The sequence below is a fragment of the Enterococcus sp. AZ163 genome, assembly GCF_050498925.1.
Taxonomy (GTDB): Bacteria; Bacillota; Bacilli; order Lactobacillales; family Enterococcaceae; genus Enterococcus_A; species Enterococcus_A ferrettii.
This window is the reverse complement of the sequence record NZ_JBIPAO010000001.1, coordinates 1,851,789-1,869,409: the sequence shown is the minus strand read 5'-3', so window position 1 is coordinate 1,869,409 and position 17,621 is coordinate 1,851,789. Positions and strand designations below refer to the sequence as shown.

Annotated in this window: 16 protein-coding genes; 1 reads left to right on the top strand and 15 read right to left on the bottom strand. The window is 40.8% G+C overall.

Going from position 1 to position 17,621, the window contains the following annotated elements:
- Nucleotides 1–8: 8 nt before the first annotated feature.
- The 5 genes from IGI46_RS08835 to IGI46_RS08815 form a co-directional block, all read right to left on the bottom strand.
- Nucleotides 9–2,093, bottom strand: a complete 2,085-nt coding sequence (locus tag IGI46_RS08835) for a heavy metal translocating P-type ATPase (protein WP_429973248.1) — start codon at nucleotides 2,091–2,093, stop codon at nucleotides 9–11.
- Between the two features lie 16 nt (nucleotides 2,094–2,109).
- The gene (locus tag IGI46_RS08830) at nucleotides 2,110–4,248 is read right to left on the bottom strand and encodes a heavy metal translocating P-type ATPase (RefSeq protein ID WP_429973957.1); all 2,139 of its coding nucleotides are present in this window, start codon (nucleotides 4,246–4,248) and stop codon (nucleotides 2,110–2,112) included.
- A 39-nt stretch (nucleotides 4,249–4,287) separates the two neighbouring features.
- A complete protein-coding gene (gene copZ, locus IGI46_RS08825) occupies nucleotides 4,288–4,497 on the bottom strand; it encodes a copper chaperone CopZ (protein WP_429962952.1) in 210 nt (69 codons plus the stop codon).
- Between the two features lie 255 nt (nucleotides 4,498–4,752).
- Nucleotides 4,753–5,214, bottom strand: coding sequence for a CopY/TcrY family copper transport repressor (locus IGI46_RS08820; protein ID WP_429962951.1), 462 nt, complete (start codon nucleotides 5,212–5,214; stop codon nucleotides 4,753–4,755).
- A gap of 164 nt (nucleotides 5,215–5,378) precedes the next feature.
- Nucleotides 5,379–7,433 (bottom strand): heavy metal translocating P-type ATPase, encoded by a 2,055-nt coding sequence (locus IGI46_RS08815; RefSeq protein ID WP_429973247.1) that lies wholly within the window; start codon nucleotides 7,431–7,433, stop codon nucleotides 5,379–5,381.
- Nucleotides 7,434–7,662: 229 nt separating this feature from the next.
- Between IGI46_RS08815 and IGI46_RS08810 the strand changes: the two genes are divergently transcribed.
- Complete coding sequence (locus IGI46_RS08810) at nucleotides 7,663–8,007, top strand: hypothetical protein (protein ID WP_429962949.1); 345 nt, start codon at nucleotides 7,663–7,665, stop codon at nucleotides 8,005–8,007.
- Here IGI46_RS08810 and IGI46_RS08805 read toward each other — a convergent pair.
- From IGI46_RS08805 to IGI46_RS08760, 10 genes are all read right to left on the bottom strand, one after another.
- Entirely contained in the window at nucleotides 7,970–8,320 is a 351-nt protein-coding gene (locus tag IGI46_RS08805; RefSeq protein WP_429962948.1) for a DUF2200 domain-containing protein, read from the bottom strand. The genes IGI46_RS08810 and IGI46_RS08805 overlap by 38 nt on opposite strands.
- Nucleotides 8,321–8,358: 38 nt before the next feature.
- The gene (locus IGI46_RS08800; protein WP_429962947.1) at nucleotides 8,359–9,681 is read right to left on the bottom strand and encodes an amidohydrolase; all 1,323 of its coding nucleotides are present in this window, start codon (nucleotides 9,679–9,681) and stop codon (nucleotides 8,359–8,361) included.
- The gene (locus tag IGI46_RS08795; protein ID WP_429962946.1) at nucleotides 9,665–11,404 is read right to left on the bottom strand and encodes an adenine deaminase C-terminal domain-containing protein; all 1,740 of its coding nucleotides are present in this window, start codon (nucleotides 11,402–11,404) and stop codon (nucleotides 9,665–9,667) included. Before IGI46_RS08795 ends, IGI46_RS08800 begins: the two co-directional genes overlap by 17 nt.
- 158 nt (nucleotides 11,405–11,562) lie before the next feature.
- Nucleotides 11,563–12,123: a YdeI/OmpD-associated family protein gene (locus tag IGI46_RS08790; protein ID WP_429962945.1), complete on the bottom strand. Its 561-nt coding sequence runs from the start codon at nucleotides 12,121–12,123 to the stop codon at nucleotides 11,563–11,565.
- Nucleotides 12,116–12,700, bottom strand: a complete 585-nt coding sequence (locus IGI46_RS08785) for a flavin reductase family protein (RefSeq protein ID WP_429962944.1) — start codon at nucleotides 12,698–12,700, stop codon at nucleotides 12,116–12,118. The genes IGI46_RS08790 and IGI46_RS08785 overlap by 8 nt, the downstream gene beginning before the upstream one ends.
- Nucleotides 12,697–13,113 (bottom strand): MarR family transcriptional regulator, encoded by a 417-nt coding sequence (locus IGI46_RS08780; protein ID WP_242704494.1) that lies wholly within the window; start codon nucleotides 13,111–13,113, stop codon nucleotides 12,697–12,699. The genes IGI46_RS08785 and IGI46_RS08780 overlap by 4 nt, the downstream gene beginning before the upstream one ends.
- A 167-nt stretch (nucleotides 13,114–13,280) precedes the next feature.
- Complete coding sequence (locus IGI46_RS08775) at nucleotides 13,281–14,372, bottom strand: ABC transporter substrate-binding protein (protein ID WP_429962942.1); 1,092 nt, start codon at nucleotides 14,370–14,372, stop codon at nucleotides 13,281–13,283.
- Between the two features lie 14 nt (nucleotides 14,373–14,386).
- On the bottom strand, nucleotides 14,387–15,418 hold the full coding sequence (locus tag IGI46_RS08770) for an ABC transporter ATP-binding protein (protein ID WP_429962941.1): 1,032 nt from the start codon (nucleotides 15,416–15,418) through the stop codon (nucleotides 14,387–14,389).
- 298 nt (nucleotides 15,419–15,716) lie between these two features.
- Nucleotides 15,717–16,496, bottom strand: coding sequence for an ABC transporter permease (locus IGI46_RS08765; RefSeq protein WP_207705104.1), 780 nt, complete (start codon nucleotides 16,494–16,496; stop codon nucleotides 15,717–15,719).
- A complete protein-coding gene (locus IGI46_RS08760) occupies nucleotides 16,489–17,322 on the bottom strand; it encodes an ABC transporter permease (RefSeq protein WP_207705105.1) in 834 nt (277 codons plus the stop codon). Before IGI46_RS08760 ends, IGI46_RS08765 begins: the two co-directional genes overlap by 8 nt.
- Between the last annotated feature and the right edge of the window lie 299 nt (nucleotides 17,323–17,621).

Sequence of the window (17,621 nt, the reverse complement as noted above, 5' to 3'; positions counted from 1 at the left end):
ATCAAGGATCAGACGTCTAAGAGTAACGCATTAATCGCAACAATTACAGTACTTAGGGACATGAGTACCGCTCCTACTGCTGGGCTCAAGATAATTCCAATAGGTGCTAGGATTCCAGCTGCTAAAGGAATCGCAATAATATTGTAGCCGGCTCCCCACCACAGATTTTGAATCATCTTGCTGCGGGTTTTCTTTGCTAGCTGAATAAATTTCAGTACATCGCCTAAATTATCATTGGTTAAGACGACATCAGCTGAATCAATTGCGATATCCGTACCCGCACCGATTGCTATCCCAATTGAGGCACGGGCTAATGAAGGTGCATCATTGATTCCATCACCAATCATCATCACCTTTTTGCCCTTTTCGATATAAGATTTGATGACCTTTTCTTTATCATCTGGCAATAATTCACCGTAGAATTCATCGATGCCTAGATAATTGGCCACTGCTTTCGCCGCTTCCTTATTATCTCCTGTCAGCATAACTGGTTGAATATGTTTCGCCTTCAAGTCTGAAATAAAAGTTTTTGCATCTTCTTTGATGGTATCCCCCATAGCAAAGAATGCAACTAGCTTATCATCTAGCAGTAAGAAGGAAATTGTATTACCCTGCTGTTGATAGTGTGTTAATTGATTTTCATCAATCGACAATCCACGTTTTTTGATTTCCTTTTGGTTGGCCAATAGCACTTTTTTACCTTCTACGGTTCCCTCTACTCCAACACCATTGATTGCTTTTACCTCGCTGGCTTGGTAGGGTGTGATGTTTTCCTTTTTCAGATAATTCATTACACCAATTGCCAAAGGATGATTCGTTTGGGCTTCCAATGCACCAATATATTTCAAAGCTTGATCTTTAGTGGCATCTTGTTCTAATACTTCCACACCAGTTACCGTAAATTCACCTTTAGTTAGCGTACCTGTTTTATCTAAGAAAATATAATCCATCTCATTTGCCTGTTCTAAGGCTTGACGATTTTTCAACAATAGACCATTGCGAGCTGCCAAAGAAGTTGAACGAGCAATAACCAAAGGAATCGCTAAACCTAACGCATGAGGACAAGCAATAATAAAAACTGTCACCATGCGGTTTAAAGCTTCAGGCAGATCATCCACAGCTAACCAAACAACAAAACTGATAATCCCAGCTGCCAAGGCTACATAGAAAAGCCATTTAGCAACCTTATCAGACAAGGTTTCCAGCTTAGATTTTTCACTTTGAGCCTGGCGGACCATTTCCATAACCTTGGCTAAATAACCATCTTCACCCGTCCCCGTTACTTCAACTTCAACTGTGCCATTGCCGTTGACTGAGCCGCCGATAACTTTATCCCCCACATTTTTGCTGACACCTTTGGATTCTCCAGTAACAGCAGATTCGTCAACAGTGGTTGAACCTTTAACAATATTGCCGTCTGTTGGCATTTTGTCTCCAGCGCGTACTAAAAGATGATCGCCATTTTTTACTTCCTTCAGCTTCACTTGTGTTGTACTGCCATCAGACTGAAGCAGATTTACTTCATCTGGCAAAAGTTCAGCTAATTTTTGCAAGGCGCTGCTGGCGTTGGATACAGCGTTCATTTCTACCCAATGTCCTAGCAGCATAATTACAATTAAGGTTGCCAATTCCCAGAAGAAATCCATTACATGGGCTTCAGGATGGATCATATTAATAATAAAGGAATACAAACTATAAACATAAGCTACCGTAATCCCCATTGTAATTAACATCATCATGGCGGGACTTTTAGCCTTTAACTCACTTTTCGCTCCCGAAAAGAACGGCTGTCCACCATAGAAAAAGAGGATTGTCGCTAAAATCATGACTACCCATTCAGAGCCGGGGAAGGTGAATTGAAATGGCAAGTTGATTCCCATCATGGGAGACATCAAAATAATGGGGATTGCCAGAACAAGAGAAATCCAGAACTTCTGTTTGAAATTTCCCATATGCATCGAATGATCCATCCCTCCCATATCGCCATGATCCATATCCATGTGATCCATGCCTTTCATAGAATGGTTCATTTCATGGTGCTCGTGATGTTCGTGGTGCATTTGTGATTTTTCTGATTCTTGCTCTTGTTTCATGATAATCCCTCCAAGTTTAGATTTTTTTCCGGTTCAAACTTAAGGAATTGATTAACACACTGACTGAACTAAAAGCCATCGCTGCTCCAGCAATGATCGGATTCAAAAATCCTAAGGCTGCAAATGGAATGCCAATAACATTGTATAGAAATGCCCAGAAAAGATTCTGCTTAATTTTATTCAAGGTTAATTTAGACAACTGAATACTTTGATTAATAGACGACAAATCACTATTCATCAGCGTTACATCAGCTGTTTCCATAGCAATATCCGTACCGCTGCCCATTGCTATTCCAATGTCTGCCAATGCTAAGGCTGGAGCATCATTGATTCCATCTCCGACCATGCCAACTAGTTCATTGGTTTGATGCAGCTGTTGAACAACCTCAGCCTTGTTTTGCGGTAAAACTTCTGCCACAATTTCATCTGGGGTTAGTCCCACCTGTCGACCAATAAAACCGGCTGCTCGCTGATTATCACCAGTGACCATTTTGACTTTTATGCCATTGTTTTTCAATTCTTGTATTGCCGCTTTCGAGCTTTGCTTGATCTGGTCACTTACCGCAATCGCAGCTAGAACCTTTTGGCTGTCCGCTAAGAACATGACCGTTTTGCCTTCAGCTTCTAAATCCAACATTTTTTCCCATTCTGTCAGAGCTAGATCTCGTGCAGCAATTCCTCGTTTTGAACCGACAAAATACTGTTCACTATTTATTTCACCAACTATTCCCAAACCTGTCAAACTTTCGAACTCGCTAACGGGTAAAAGAGTGGTTTGTTCCTTACCGAAAGCGACGATTGCTTTAGCCAGTGGATGCTCCGATTGGTTCTCCAAGCTGGTTAAAATTGCTAATGCTTCGGAATTACTGCTCTCAAAATCTGTTACCGCCGGCTTCCCTTCAGTGATAGTACCGGTTTTATCTAAAATAATTGTCGATAAATGAGCGATTTTTTCCAACGCACCGCCGCCTTTAATCAAGATCCCATTTTTAGCACCTAAACCTGTTCCTACCATTATGGCTGTTGGAGTTGCTAAGCCTAGGGCACAAGGACAAGCAATAACTAAGACCGAAACACTGTGGACGATAGCCTGCTGCCAGTCTCCCGTAATCAGTCCTGTTGCGATTAAGGTGATTAGAGCAACACCTAGGACGGTTGGCACAAAAACTTTTGAGATACGGTCAGCAATTTGCTGAATCGGTGCCTTTTGTCCCTGGGCATCCTCTACCATCCGAATGATACGAGAGAGCACTGTCATGCTGCCAACTTGGGTTGCTTTTAGCTGAATCGTTCCAGTAGTATTCATGGTTCCACCAAAAACGGAATCTTCCAATTTCTTATCCACTGGTAAGCTTTCACCGGTCAACATACTTTCATCAATGGTAGTCTGACCAGCAACAATCAAGCCGTCCACCGGAATTTGTTCACCAGGTCGGACAAATACGATATCATCCACCACAACATCCTCTACAGGAACTGTCACTTCTTTTCCATCCCGCAAGATGGACGCTGTTTTAGCCTGTAGAGCCATCAATTGTTTGATTGCTTCACTGGTTTTTGTTTTAGCCTTCTGCTCCAAGTATTTTCCTAATAGAATCAGGGTAATGATCATTGCACTGCTTTCAAAATAAAGATCGGAATTATGTGGATTAAAGAACCCATTATAAATACTTAAGGCATATGCCGCTGAAGTTCCCATCGCCACTAAAACATCCATGTTGGGCGCTTTGGTTTTCAAGGCATGATACGCTCCCTGATAAAAACGCCAACCAATCCCGAATTGTACTGGAGTCACTAAAATCAGTTGGACCCATGGAATATGGAAGAAATGCACCCAACCGGCATGACTTCCTAGCAGCATTGCAATCATCGAGACCATCAGCGGTGCCGTTAATAAGGCACTTACAATCAGATCTCGCTTCATTTTGTTTAAATAGCGTGCCTTTTCTTCAGCAATTTTCTGCTTGTGGGCATCATCAAAAAGAATCGCTCCATAGCCAATATTTTCAACTCGTTGAATAATTTGCTCAGAGGTCAAGTTATCCGCAAACTGAACAGTCGCTTTTTCAGTTGCTAAGTTAACAGTCGCCTCAACTACCCCCGGGGTTTCTTTTAGTTCCTTTTCCACCCGGGCAGAGCAGTTGGCACAGGTCATGCCCGTGATTACATAAGTTTCAACTGTAGCTTCAGACAATTAAACCACCTCAGTATCAAAACCTGCTGCGGTAACTTTTTCCGCAATTTGCTGCGCATTGATTTGGCTTTCGTCAAATTTCACAACGCCTTCGTTCTTCTTCAGGTTAATTTTGACCTTTTCAATTCCTGGTAATTCATTCACTGCCTTTTCAACTGTTGCTACACAATGGTTACAGCTCATTCCGTTAATCGCAAATTTTTGTTTCATGATGTTTATCCCCTTTTTTGTTTTTATTTTCACTTCGCATACTATTCCACTAAGTCGTTTTATTGGTGAGTGGGTTGTGCTTGGCTCTAGTTACTCTTTTACTCTTGTCACTGTCAGAAGTGGAACTGGCAGCTTATTCATACTAAGGTAATCATTTTTCTCTGAAAAATGAGTTTTATTTTCATACCGCATCCCATTCCACTATGTTGTTCTATTAGCGCATAGTCTATACTTTGTTTTACTTGCTCTTTTACTTTAGTCACTGCCAGAAGTGGAACTGGCATGATGTTTGCACTCACATTGGCCGGGTATGCAATTACACTGAATACTGGCAACTGGTTGTTTATCGGCTAATTGCTGTTGGATAAAAGCAATGTCTTTTTCAGTTAAGTCGGCTTGTTCAATCAATTCACCAATGGTATGACCGATTCGTTTGGCACAGATGTGAGAAAAAAGATTCTCGGTCGCACTTTGAACCGTTTCTGCCTCACTAACGTTTGGATGATAAATATACTTTTTGCCTTCTTGTTCGGTACGTAATGCTTCCTTTTTAACTAAACGACCAAGCAAGGTTTTGATTGTTGCAGGCTTCCAATCCTTACTTTCACCTAAGACCTCAATAATTTCTTGCGCCGTAGCTGACTGCAATGTCCAGACGACTCGCATGATTTCCCACTCGGAATCGCTGATTTTTACTGGCTCTAACGTCACAGACATGTTGGGCCTCCTTTCCGATTACATTTGTAATTACAAACATAGTTTACATTTGTAATTGGAAAAGGTCAAGCAATATGTCTAAAAAATAGTGAACTTTTTTCTACTTATCAAAAAAAGCAGCCGAGGGATTTTGTCGCCCTCAACTGCCTCTAAATACTTTTCTATTATTTTCCACTAGTCAAACAACGCATCGCATTCAATACTGCTAAAACTGTTACACCAACATCCGCAAAAACAGCAGCACCCATGGAAGCAAGTCCTAACGCGCCTAAGATTAAAACAAAGACCTTGATTCCAATGGCAAAAATTATATTCTGTTTTACAATCCGCATAGTTTTGCGGGCGATTTTGATTGCTGTTGGAATTTTGGCAGGCTGGTCATCCATAATTACCACATCCGAAGCTTCAATCGCTGCATCGCTGCCTAAACCGCCCATAGCAATTCCTAAATCAGCTCTAGCAAGAACCGGAGCATCATTCATTCCGTCACCTACAAAGGCCACCTTTTGATTCAACAGCTTTTCTAATTGCGTTACTTTATCTGCTGGCAATAGTTCGCTATACACTTTATCGATCCCAATCTCGCTGCCGATCGCTTCAGCAATCGTGCGGTTATCTCCAGTGAGCATCACTGTTTGCTTAATGCCCGCCTGTCTCAATTGAATCATCGTTTCAGCGACACCGGATTTCAGCTCATCCGCAATTAGAAGATAGCCTACATATTGCTGATCAATTGCTACATAAATGATCGTGCCTATTTCATTAACGGGCCCAAAAGCTACCCCTGCCTGTTTCAACAATTTCGTATTTCCGACTAAGTATTGTTGTCCATCAACTGTTGCCTCAATTCCGTAACCCGCTCGTTCTTCTAAAGCAGTAACTGGCAATAATGGTGCTTGATTCGCTCTCAAGATTGATTGAGCAATCGGATGGCTTGAGTTTTGTTCTACACTGGCCACACCTTGCAGAAATTTTTTCTGATCCATCGTTGTTTCCATTTTTTGAATTGCAAATACACCCTTGGTCAAGGTTCCTGTCTTATCAAAAACTACCGTGTCAATTGTTGCTAGTCGTTCAATATAGTTACTTCCCTTGATCAGAATTCCAGCCTTACTAGCACCGCCAATACCGCCAAAAAAGCTTAACGGAACAGAAATAACTAAGGCACAAGGGCAAGATATAACCAAGAAAGTTAGTGCTCGGTATACCCACATTTGAAAAGGTTCGTTCAGAATCATTGGTGGAACAACTGCCAAAAGAACAGCCAATCCTACTACAATTGGTGTGTAGTAACGAGCAAAACTAGTGATAAAGTTTTCAGCCGGCGCTTTTTTGCTGCTGGCATTTTCCACTAGATCCAAAATTTTATTTACAGTGGATTCACCAAAAGTGGTAGTTGTTTTAACTGTTAAACGACCACTTTGGTTCACAAAACCACTTAAAATTTCTTCCCCGACGATTACTTTTCTAGGAACAGCTTCTCCTGTTAAAGCTGACGTATCCACAAAGGATTGTCCATCAATGACCTTGCCATCCAAAGGTACTCGCTCGCCAGGATTAACAACAATCGTCTCTCCAACCTTGATACTTTCGGGAGCTACTTTTTCTACTTGACCATCAATTAAACGATTGGCATAGTCAGGACGAATTTCCAATAACGCACTAATTGATTTTCGGGAACGGTTAACAGCATAATCTTGGAAAAACTCGCCTATTTGGTAAAAGAGCATGACACCTACAGCTTCTGGATATTCTCCAATTGCTAGAGCACCAATCGTGGCGACCGACATCAAAAAATTTTCATCAAAGACTCGCCCTTTTAAAATATTGGTTGCAGCTGTTTTCAGCACATCCCAACCAATCCATACATAAACCGCTAAATAAGCCGCAAATTTCCAAGGCATTGCTGGATCAAGCAGTACTAAGGCCAACGTAGCAATCAACGCCACAGTAATCTGAATAATTTTCCCAGTCTGGCTTTCTTCTTTCTTTGGAGCAGTTAAATCCTTCATTTCAACATCCGGCTCGAATTGATGGACTGTTTTTTCAGCCTCGTCGCAAATTCGCGACATTTCCTTTTCCGGTGCTTCAATAATCATTTTGGTTGTCATAAAATCAATAGTTGCTCGTTTAACCCCATTAATTTCTTGTACTGCATGTTCGATCTTTGATGCGCAATGAGCACAATCTAAACCGTCTAAGCGATACGTCTTTTCCATGATTCGTCCCTTCTTCCCAAAACACATGAATACTTCTTCATAGATAATTATATATGATCACAAATTCATATGTCAACCGAATCAACCAACTCTCTCTTGAAATAAAAAATTTAGATCTTATTTGATCAATTTACTGAGAAAGTGTTTAAAAATTCTGATTTCAGTAGATTACGATACTATACTATATTGAGGAATTAGTGAGTGATTGAACAAGAAAAGAGGACTGATTGTGACTATAAAAGAAATTAGAAAAATTAAGCTTGTGGCAGATTGGCTGTTGGTTGCCTATATCTATTCTGTATTTTCAGCAGCGACTAGAGGGAGCGGTTATTTTGCGGTTAATTTAAGTTTGTTAATAGGCAGTGTCCTTTTAAGAGATTTGCTGCCAAAAGAATATCGCTTTGGCGGAACTTTTCTCAAAAAAGGAAATCGTTGGATGGAATTTATAATCGAGGCAATCTTAATACTTAGCATTGCTTTTGTGTTAATTGAACTACTTAAAAAAAAGCGACCCTATCTCAATAGGATCGCTTCACTCAGTCTCGTAAAATCTTCTCCATCTTTTTCCCTTTAGTCAGCTCATCAACCAGCTTGTCTAAATAGCGGATTTCCCGCATTAAAGGATCCTCAATTTCTTCTACTCTTACGCCGCAAATGACACCTTTAATCAATTCGCGGGATGGATTCATCGCAGGTGCTTCTGCAAAGAAAGTTCTGAAATCAACCTTGGCTTCCAATTGAGCTTCCAATTCTTCCTGACTATAGCCCGTTAACCAGCGAAAAATTTCGTCGACTTCCGCTTTGGTACGATTTTTCTTCTCTGCTTTAATTACATAATGAGGATACACACTTGCTACACTCATGGTGAAAATACGATGCTCTGTCATAAACTCCTCCAGATAATTATTTTCTTTAGTTTACATGATTAAACTTCTGAAGCCTTGCGTTTAGCTTGCGCTACAAACTCGTCCATTTGCTGGTAAAGGGCCGCTCGCAATACTTGAACATCGCGTAAAACCAGCTGCTTTCCTTTAACCAACTGTTGTCCGTTCACCCATACATCTGATACGTTGCTGGCATTTGCTGAATAAACCAGTGCAGAGTAGGCATCAAAAATTGGAAACATAGTGACTGACTGCGTTTCAACTAAAGTAAGATCGGCTTTTTTTCCAACCTCCAAGGAACCAACTTGATTAAACAAACCCAATGTCTTAGCGCCACCTGCTGTGGCTATCTGGACAATTTCTTTCGCTGGAAAAGCGCCACGATCAGCTAAATGTGTCTTATGAAAATTAGCAAACATTCGCATCTGGGTAAACAGATCCAAAGTATTGCCGCTGCTTGGCCCATCTGTACCTAAGCCTACTGTTAATTGGTGTTCTAGCATCCCGCGGACAGGTGCCACTCCTTTAGCAGATTTAGTGTTAGCACCAATACAATGGGCAATTCGTACGTTGTCTTTGTATTCCTTCACTAGTTCCATATCTTCCTCAGTCATAAAAATACAGTGAGCCATAATAAACTCTTGGTCAAGGTAGCCTAGTTCGTGGAGAAAAGCGATGGGCGTCTGCTGATACTTTTCAGTAAATTCCTCCATCTCATAGGTCATTTCCTCAACATGCATAGTAATCGGTACATTATATTTACGACTCAAGGCAGCAATGGCCTCCAAGGTTTTTAAATCATTAGTATTGGGCGCATGAGGAGCAATCACTGGCGTAATCATTTCGTGCCCCTGCCATTTTTGAATGAATGACTCACAGTAAGCTAATGCATCTGCTGAATCTTTAGCATCACAGGTAGCCATATCAATAATCGTCTCACCCAACAAAGCTCGAACCTTCATCGCTTCAGCAGCCTGTGCTACTTCATCTTCAAAATAGTACATATCGCAAAAAGCTGTCACACCACTCAACAGCATCTCAGCCATTGCATATTCCGCTGACGCTCGCACCAACTTCGGCGTCATCACCTGCTCCAAAGGGAATAGAAAACGACGTAACCGATCCGGAACATCATCTCCTAATGATCGGAACGGAATCATACCCGTGTGAGTGTGGGTGTTAATCATGCCAGGTAACAAAATACCTTTTTGACCATCGAGAACTTCATCCGCCTGCGGCAATGAATCGCTCATCGGCCCCAATTGACTGATGCGGTTTTCTTCTATTAAAAGATAGCCATGCTTGTATTCCGTCCACTCCTCATCCATCGTGAGGATATGGACATTTTTAACGAGCTGCTTCATTAGTTAACACTCCATCTTCCGGAAAAACCAAAGGATAGAAGGTTTGATTTTTCGTATCCATCATGCCCTTGTCAGTAACCTTAATGGCTGGAGAAACCGGTAATGACAAAGTAGAGAACGACATAATTTCGTTCATATTTTCGTACCCTAATGCTTGCATGGCTGATCGAACCTGCTGCAAATCATACCCTAGTTCACTGACTGGTGCTTGAGACAAGATTCCACCGATTGGCAGTGGACAAGTAGCTGTGACTTTCCCATCTTCAACTACCACATAACCACCTTGCATCTCCAGCAGCTTATGTTGAGCCGCTAAAATAGATGCTTGGTCATTTCCCATTACCATCAAGTTGTGATGATCATGGGCCCAAGTAGTCGCGATGGCACCTTTCGCTTTGATCGGTTGATCCATTAGTGCGTAAGCAATATTCCCATTGATTCCGTAACGCTCCATCACCATCAACAAGCTGCACTTGGCTGCATCCAAATCAAGAACGCCGTTTACTACTGGAATTTCTTTGACAATCGGTTGAGTGAACGTTCCAATTACTTGTTTCTGAATCACATTGCAGCGAACCGTATCCTTTTCCGTTTGAACCCTCAGCTGCAAATCGTCTTTCGTTAACTGACGACAACGAACACTTTGTTGATAGTGGGCCGGGAAGTTTTCAACGACTTCTGGATGATGGAATGCATCGCCCTGTTGATAAACCTGTTCACCAGATTTGTAAACAGCTGCGATATCAAAATCAGCTAAATTATCCAGCAAGATGAAATCAGCCATTCTACCTGGAGCGATCATGCCGCGGTCATTCAAGCTCATACGACGTGCTGGCGTGTAAGTGGTCATATAGATCGCTTGTTCCATTGGCAAACCGCTGGCAACAGCCTTTTTCAGATTCTCATTCAAATGACCGTTCAACAGATCATCCGCCATAATATCGTCGGTAATAATGCAGGCAAAGTCATACATCTGGTGTTCATTGATAACCGCCATATTCTCCGGAGTGATGGATTTATTTTGAAATTGAATAAACAAACCAGCTGCGATTTTTTCCAATAAGTGCTCAGGAAATTGATGCGTATGATCAGAGGTGATCCCACTGTATAAAAAGTCAGCTAATTCCTGATCATAGATTTTAGGAATGTGCCCTTCCAAAGGCATGGTTGGCCGTTCCTTTTTACATAAAGCAATAATCTCTGCAATTAAGGAATCGGGTTCATAGGCAATTCCCTTAAAATTCATCGCTTCCCCCAGACAAATGACTCGCGGATTCTTTAGCAGCTCTTTTACTTCTGGCAAGCCGATCATTCCACCCGTTGTTTCCAGTTCGGGAGTGGTAGAAGGTACCGACGACGGAATTGCGTGGAAAATATCCAGCCGGGTTTTTGCTGCCATAAAATGCTTTAGACCCTCTAAGCCAAATACATTAGCCATTTCGTGTGCATCAGCAACTACCGTCGTTACGCCATAACGCATCACAGCCTCCGAGAAGATGGTCGGTGTAGTCATGGAACTCTCAATATGCATGTGGATATCCAGCAAACCAGGAATCATGTACTGATTTTCAGCATTGATAATACTATCACTGGAAAGTTGGTTTAAATCAGAAGAACTGATGTAATAAAACTTGTTACCCTTAATGGCAACATTTTGTTTGGTGAATGTCCGAGTTGGTGTTTGAAATACTTGAGCATTTTTAATGATCTTGTCTACTTGCATGAATGTTTTCCCCTAATCCTTCTTTTCTTTCCCTCATTTTAGCAAACCAAATCAGCCTTGCCAAAAGGTATTTTGCTTTTTAAGCAATAAAAAACTCGTTGGGAACTATTGCAGGTATTTCCCAACGAGCTGAACTTATTTATCTTTCATTGCTTGAGTTACATCGGCTTCAAATTCTGATTCAAACGATCCACCATCCAAGCCAGTCGTTTTTCCCGACCAGCATCTGTTTTAGCATCAAGGTACGCTCGGGTGTAGGTTTTCTTCACAGAAGCTGACATGGCTTCAAAGTTCATACGGGCCGGTTCATATTCTTTCAGCAAATCCGCCACCATCACAATATTTTCTTCTGTGATTTGTGGTGCTTTAGGTTTATCCCATTGACCATTTTCCTTGGCTTCATTGATTTTAGCTCTGCCAAGTTCTGTCATCTTCCCTTGCTCCTCCAACTTTTTGACCAGTTTCTTGTTCTTTTCCGACCACTTGCTGTTGGCTCGGCGACAGGCAAAATATTTCTTATAGGAGTGGTCATCCAGGCTCTTCATCTGTCCATCAATCCAGCCGTAGCACAACGCTTCCTCCAGTGCATCATTAGCAGAAAGTGTTGCGGGACCACCTTTTTTTCCAAAAAGCAGCCAGACCCCTTCGCTAGTGGTTCCGTTCTCTGCTAACCAAGTACGGAATTCACCTCTGTCTCTAAATGTAAGAAGATTATTCATTCGCCTTTCCACCTATTCCTTTCATTGGTTCTCCCCATTTTCCTGGAGTAGTTCCATCCCAATTGAAATACGATTGTCTAATGGATTGGACAGGCAGGATCTTCTGCATCCGTTGCTCTTCAGTCAAAGTCTCATCACAAATATACTCATCTGCTAATACATTTCGAATTTTACACAAGAAGATATCGCCTCCATCTAGTACAATCGAACGATCCACTTCCAGTTCATAGATCCAAGGACTTTTTGCAAGAACTGGCACATCTAAAACTCGTCCTTTTTCAATCTCTATTGGAATATCCATCTTATCCATAGCATAGCCATTCGTATTGCCAAGGTAATCAGCAATCGGCAGCAGCTCCTCGGAGACAAGACTAGCAGAAAAGATCTTGTTTGCTCGAATCCGATCCTTAGTCAATTTTTCATCTGCGATACAGGCCATCACGCCCATTTCCTGGTCGAAATAGTAGCTAAACCAGCTGAATAATCCAAAATTGGGTGTCCCATCCTCCTTTGTTGTGCCGTACACAAACAACGTTTGGGGACAGAAGTGATTAGAGATGTCGATTGATTTTTTCATAGCTTTTGCTCCTTTTCGATAAGATTAGACAATATTTTTTGCAAATCCTTCTCAAAGGCTCTAACCTCTGCTTCTGAAAAGTCTGCATAATAAACATCATTCATTTCCTGTGAAATTTTATTGTATTCATCATTTAATTTACGTGCTGTGTCTGTTAATGAAATACGAATTTTCCGTTTATCCATTTGATCAGATACTCGTTTAATCAGGTTGGCCTGCTCCATTCGTTCCAGCATACTAGTTAAGGTTGTTTTAGCTAAACTCGTTTTTCGTGACAATTCAACAATTGAAATGTCGTCCTCTTGCCACAAAACATATAAAATTCGCCCCTGTGCACCATTGAATTCCTCCACTCCTGCATTCGTCAGCATTTTCTCAAAAATACGCCCGCTGATTTGTGTAATTTGAGTCATTAAGAAGCCACCTTGCGTTTCCATAATTATGCGTTCACCTCTGCTTTATTAAATAGTACTATATAGTACTATTTTACACAAACCTTTTTTATGATTTAGTTAACCTCTACAATTGATACAAAAAAACTAGCTCTACCATGATGGTATGAACTAGTTTTTCAGATTGTTTAGTTATTCATTGTACGGTTCCATTGGTCAATCCAGTTAGGCAGATTTTTGTTGATCATTTTGAAATCAACTGCTTCTGAACGGTCAGCAATTGCTCCATAAGTTTTATTTTCTGCTTCTGCTTCAGTCAACTTAACATCTTTGTTCGTTGGACCTTCGTTCAATGATAGAGCTTTCGCCTTTTGTGATTCTTCACTGATACGGTGGTTCACGAATGCTAGTGCAAGGTCTTTATTTTCTGTTTCTTTTGGAATATTTACTGTGTTGTAATTTGCGTATGTGCCTGATTCAGGAACAACGTATTCAACATTTTCAGAAGCACCCTTGATGATGTCTACTGCAAAGTCTGCTACTACAGCTACTTCAATCTCACCAGACTGGAACATGTTTGCCAGGTCGGAAGATTTAGAGTAAGTTTTTACTACGTTTGGTTTCAGTTCTTCCATTGCTTTAAAGGCTGCTTCACCATTGTCAGAAGCAATATCTTTACCTGCATGGTCGCTTGCTACGTAGAGCATTAATGGTCCTGCTGTTACAGTGATATCTGGAACTGAAATTTTTCCTTTTAATTCATCGCTCCAAAGATCATCCCAGCTAGTAATTTCCTTGCCAACTTTTTCTTTGTCATACACGATACCGATACTGTTTACTGCGATTGGCACACCCGCACCGCTTTCGTACACTTCCTTCGCACCATCGGTTAAGTTTGCTAAGTTAGGTACGTCTTTTTCAGTAATATCCAAGAACATATCATCTTGGTTTCCTTCTGTTGAATTGTTTTGAGCCAATTCAATGACATCTACACCTGATTTCGGATTGTTTTTCAGTTTAGTGAACCGGTCAGCACTATTGCCGACTTCTAACGTAACCTTCGCATCATTTTCCTTTGAAAATGGATCCATGATGTCTTTTTTCACGATGTCTTCACTTAAACCAAAAGTAGAAACTACCAATGATTTACTGCCGGTACTTGAGCTGTTGTCATCTGAGCTTCCTGTACTGCCGCCACCATTGTTTGCTGCGCTGTTGCCGCACGCTGCCAAGGCAATACTTGTTACTGCCACCATACCTACTAAAAATTTCTTTTTCATCCTTTTAGCTCCTTTTATTTTTCTAAAATGACTAATTTTTCAGCAGGGAAGCTCAGCGCAATGCTGTCCCCTGTTTGAAACACTTGTTGGTCACTGCCGTTAACCAGCAGCTTGCCTAATGATGATTCTACTTCGTATTGATGGCTCTTGCCTAAGAAGGTCCGAACGCTGATTTTGCCTTTAATCGGTCCATCGGGCTTAATTTCGATGTCTTCAGGACGAATTGTCGCTACCGCTTTTTCGTTGGTTCCTTGAGACAGCTTACTAGAAACACTTGTTCCATCAGCGGTTGTATACGTTCCATCGGCATTCTTGGTTACTTCAAAAAAGTTTTCAAATCCGATAAAATGAGCCACAAATTGCGTCTTAGGTAAACGATAAATGTTTTCTGGCGTATCGTATTGTTCAATTACGCCCCCATTCATAATTGCAACCTTGTCAGAAATAGAAAAGCACTCTTCCTGATCGTGAGTTACGAAGACTGTTGTAATACCTAATTGGCGCTGGATTCGTTTGATTTCGATTCGCATTGCTACCCGTAATTTTGCATCCAAATTACTTAGTGGTTCATCTAATAGTAAAAGCTTTGGTTCAATAATCAACGCCCGGGCCAAAGCTACTCGCTGACGTTGACCACCGGAAAGCTGTTTAGGATAGCGATCTCCTAAATCTTCCAGTCCACAAATTTTCAACATATCAGCAACTTTTTGATCCATAATTTCTTTTTTCTCTTTACGCAATTTCAATCCAAAGGCTACATTTTCCGCAATGGTTAAATGTGGGAACAATGCATAGCTTTGAAACACCATACCAAAATTTCGTTTATGAACGGGAACCTTGGTTAAATTATCATTATCCAAAATAAAATCGCCATCGTTGGGTTGAATCAAACCGGCAATTACTCGTAAAGTCGTTGTTTTCCCACAACCACTTGGTCCCAGCAAAGAAACTAGTTCACCCTTGTCCATGGAAATATTTAAATCTTTTAGAATATCTTGCTTGCCGTCATAGCTGACACGAATGTCGCTTAATTCTACAAATGACACGATAGTTTCGCTCCTTGTTTATTCTTAATTTGTTAACAGTAACAGCGATTGTAGTGAGTACAAATACCGTTCTGCTAAGTAGTTTTTCTTAGCAAGGCTTAGCTTATATGCTTCTAGCCTTTGATATACTGTGAAAAGCAAAACTGGCAGCTAACTCACGATTAAGGAAGTAATTTTTCTATGGAAAATTACTTTGATTTTCGTACGCTTACCATTCTGCTAAGTAGATTTATCCTAGCAAATCTCCAAAACAAAATTCTCCATATAACTTGAACAACTGTGAAAAGCAGAACTGGCACTAAACTATTGATGCCAATCCTAGCGTCCGTTCAATTAGGAACATCAAACCAATTGTCAGAAGCATCAGCATGACTGAAATCGCAGAAACAGTTGGGTCATAGTTGTATTCCATGTAGCTTAGTAATGATGTTGGCAGCATCGTAACTCCTGGGCCAGATAAGAACATCGACACCGGCACATTATTAAAGGAATTAACAAACGCCAACATAAAAGAAGCAAAAATACCGGACGAAACATTCGGCAGCACAATTTGAACAAATGCTCGAAATCTCGTACAGCCCAATGTCCAGGCAACTTCCTCCATTGAATAATCCAACTGGTCCATGCTAGAACCGACTACCCGAATAATGTACGGCAAGCTAATTAGAAAGTGTCCCATCAGCAGGCCTTGGAAGACTGGCAAACCTAATGAAACAACAATAAACTGGAACAAAGTATAACCAACAACGATTCCAGGAATCACAGTGGGTGATAAGAAGAAGCTTTTAATTAAGCTGCGGCCTTTCATTGGGAAGCGTGCCAAAGCATAAGAAGCTGGCACACCGACTAACAAAGCCAAAAAAGTTGCCAGAACACCGATCAATAAGCTTAGCCTAAAACTACTCATGATTGATTCATTGGATAAGGCATTGGCATACCAATCTAGTGTGAAGCCCTTAATTGGAAATTGGATGGCCGCTGCTGTACCGAAGGAGGTAATCCCAATTAAGACTAACGGTAAAAATAGAAATGCGAATACTAAGATCGCAATGACAGTCATTCCTTTTTGTCTACGCATTATGAAACTCTCTCCTATCCACTTGTTTAGCAATGAAATTCAAGACCTTCATAACCACTAAGGTCGTAACAATCATAATCAAAGCAATTACAGCTACGCCATTCCAATCCCCTAAAGTGGCTGCTCGCTGATACAAGAAGGTCGACATCAGCATTTTCTGATTCCCACCTAATAGCTGCGGCGTAGTGTAGGCTGTTAATGTGCCAGTAAATACAAGAATACTTCCCACAATTGCTCCCGGAATAGATAACGGCAGCACAATTTTCATAAAGGCCGTAAATGGTGAAGCTCCCAGTGTTTCAGCAGCCTCAAGCATCTCACCTTCAATATTCTCCATGACCCCAACTAACGTCATTACCATGGTTGGCAAAAATAAATACACCGAGCCGATAATAATGGCAAACTCTGTGTATAGCAGATTCAATGGTTGTTCAATTAATCCACTCTTCAGTAATAGGCTGTTCAAGACGCCGTTTTTCCCTAAGATATTGATCCAGGCAAAACTTCGAATAACCGAGTTAGTCAATAGAGGAAACAGGGTCATCGCCATTAAAATTCCACGCCACTTTTTGTTCAACCCAGCAATAAAATACGCGGTAGGAATCCCAAAAACTAATGAAGCGACGGTTACAATACTTGACACACGGATGGTACGCCAGAAAATCCCCCGATTGTACTCATCTTGGAAAAAAGATACATAATTGCCTAATCCACCATTTTCTGGTAGAAAGCTTGGAAAAATACTTGCCACTAAAGGAAGAATCAAAAAGAACACCAGTAGGACAAATCCCGGTAAAAGGATGAAATAAGGAACATTTTTCTTCATTTTAAACTCCTCGTTCGTTTTTAACATAGATGTAGTATATACGATTTTTTTCGTGTGGACAATACAATCTTGCTAATAAAAATATTTTCGAGGTAATATAGTCAAAAAGCTGCATTATTCGATTCTTTTTTGACTACTTTAGTCAGATACACATAATCACCATTTTAATTGGACATTGTCTCACTAAATTAATGTTCGTGTTTTACCCGTTTCCAGAATGTTGAATATTTTATTGATAAAAAAAAGATCAAAAGAACAGATTCGTCTTTTGATCACTCTAATTACAGCTATACTATTTT

What these genes read in the sequence shown, in the direction of transcription:
- IGI46_RS08780 (WP_242704494.1), bottom strand. Translation starts at nt 13,113, where the DNA reads ATGACTCAAATTACACAAATCAGCGGGCGTATTTTTGAGAAAATGCTG.
- IGI46_RS08765 (WP_207705104.1), bottom strand. Translation starts at nt 16,496, where the DNA reads ATGCGTAGACAAAAAGGAATGACTGTCATTGCGATCTTAGTATTCGCA.
- IGI46_RS08835 (WP_429973248.1), bottom strand. Translation starts at nt 2,093, where the DNA reads ATGAAACAAGAGCAAGAATCAGAAAAATCACAAATGCACCACGAACAT.
- IGI46_RS08790 (WP_429962945.1), bottom strand. Translation starts at nt 12,123, where the DNA reads ATGAATAATCTTCTTACATTTAGAGACAGAGGTGAATTCCGTACTTGG.
- IGI46_RS08785 (WP_429962944.1), bottom strand. Translation starts at nt 12,700, where the DNA reads ATGAAAAAATCAATCGACATCTCTAATCACTTCTGTCCCCAAACGTTG.
- IGI46_RS08820 (WP_429962951.1), bottom strand. Translation starts at nt 5,214, where the DNA reads ATGTCTGTGACGTTAGAGCCAGTAAAAATCAGCGATTCCGAGTGGGAA.
- copZ (WP_429962952.1), bottom strand. Translation starts at nt 4,497, where the DNA reads ATGAAACAAAAATTTGCGATTAACGGAATGAGCTGTAACCATTGTGTA.
- IGI46_RS08760 (WP_207705105.1), bottom strand. Translation starts at nt 17,322, where the DNA reads ATGAAGAAAAATGTTCCTTATTTCATCCTTTTACCGGGATTTGTCCTA.
- IGI46_RS08775 (WP_429962942.1), bottom strand. Translation starts at nt 14,372, where the DNA reads ATGAAAAAGAAATTTTTAGTAGGTATGGTGGCAGTAACAAGTATTGCC.
- IGI46_RS08830 (WP_429973957.1), bottom strand. Translation starts at nt 4,248, where the DNA reads ATGACCTGTGCCAACTGCTCTGCCCGGGTGGAAAAGGAACTAAAAGAA.
- IGI46_RS08815 (WP_429973247.1), bottom strand. Translation starts at nt 7,433, where the DNA reads ATGGAAAAGACGTATCGCTTAGACGGTTTAGATTGTGCTCATTGCGCA.
- IGI46_RS08795 (WP_429962946.1), bottom strand. Translation starts at nt 11,404, where the DNA reads ATGCAAGTAGACAAGATCATTAAAAATGCTCAAGTATTTCAAACACCA.
- IGI46_RS08800 (WP_429962947.1), bottom strand. Translation starts at nt 9,681, where the DNA reads ATGAAGCAGCTCGTTAAAAATGTCCATATCCTCACGATGGATGAGGAG.
- IGI46_RS08805 (WP_429962948.1), bottom strand. Translation starts at nt 8,320, where the DNA reads ATGACAGAGCATCGTATTTTCACCATGAGTGTAGCAAGTGTGTATCCT.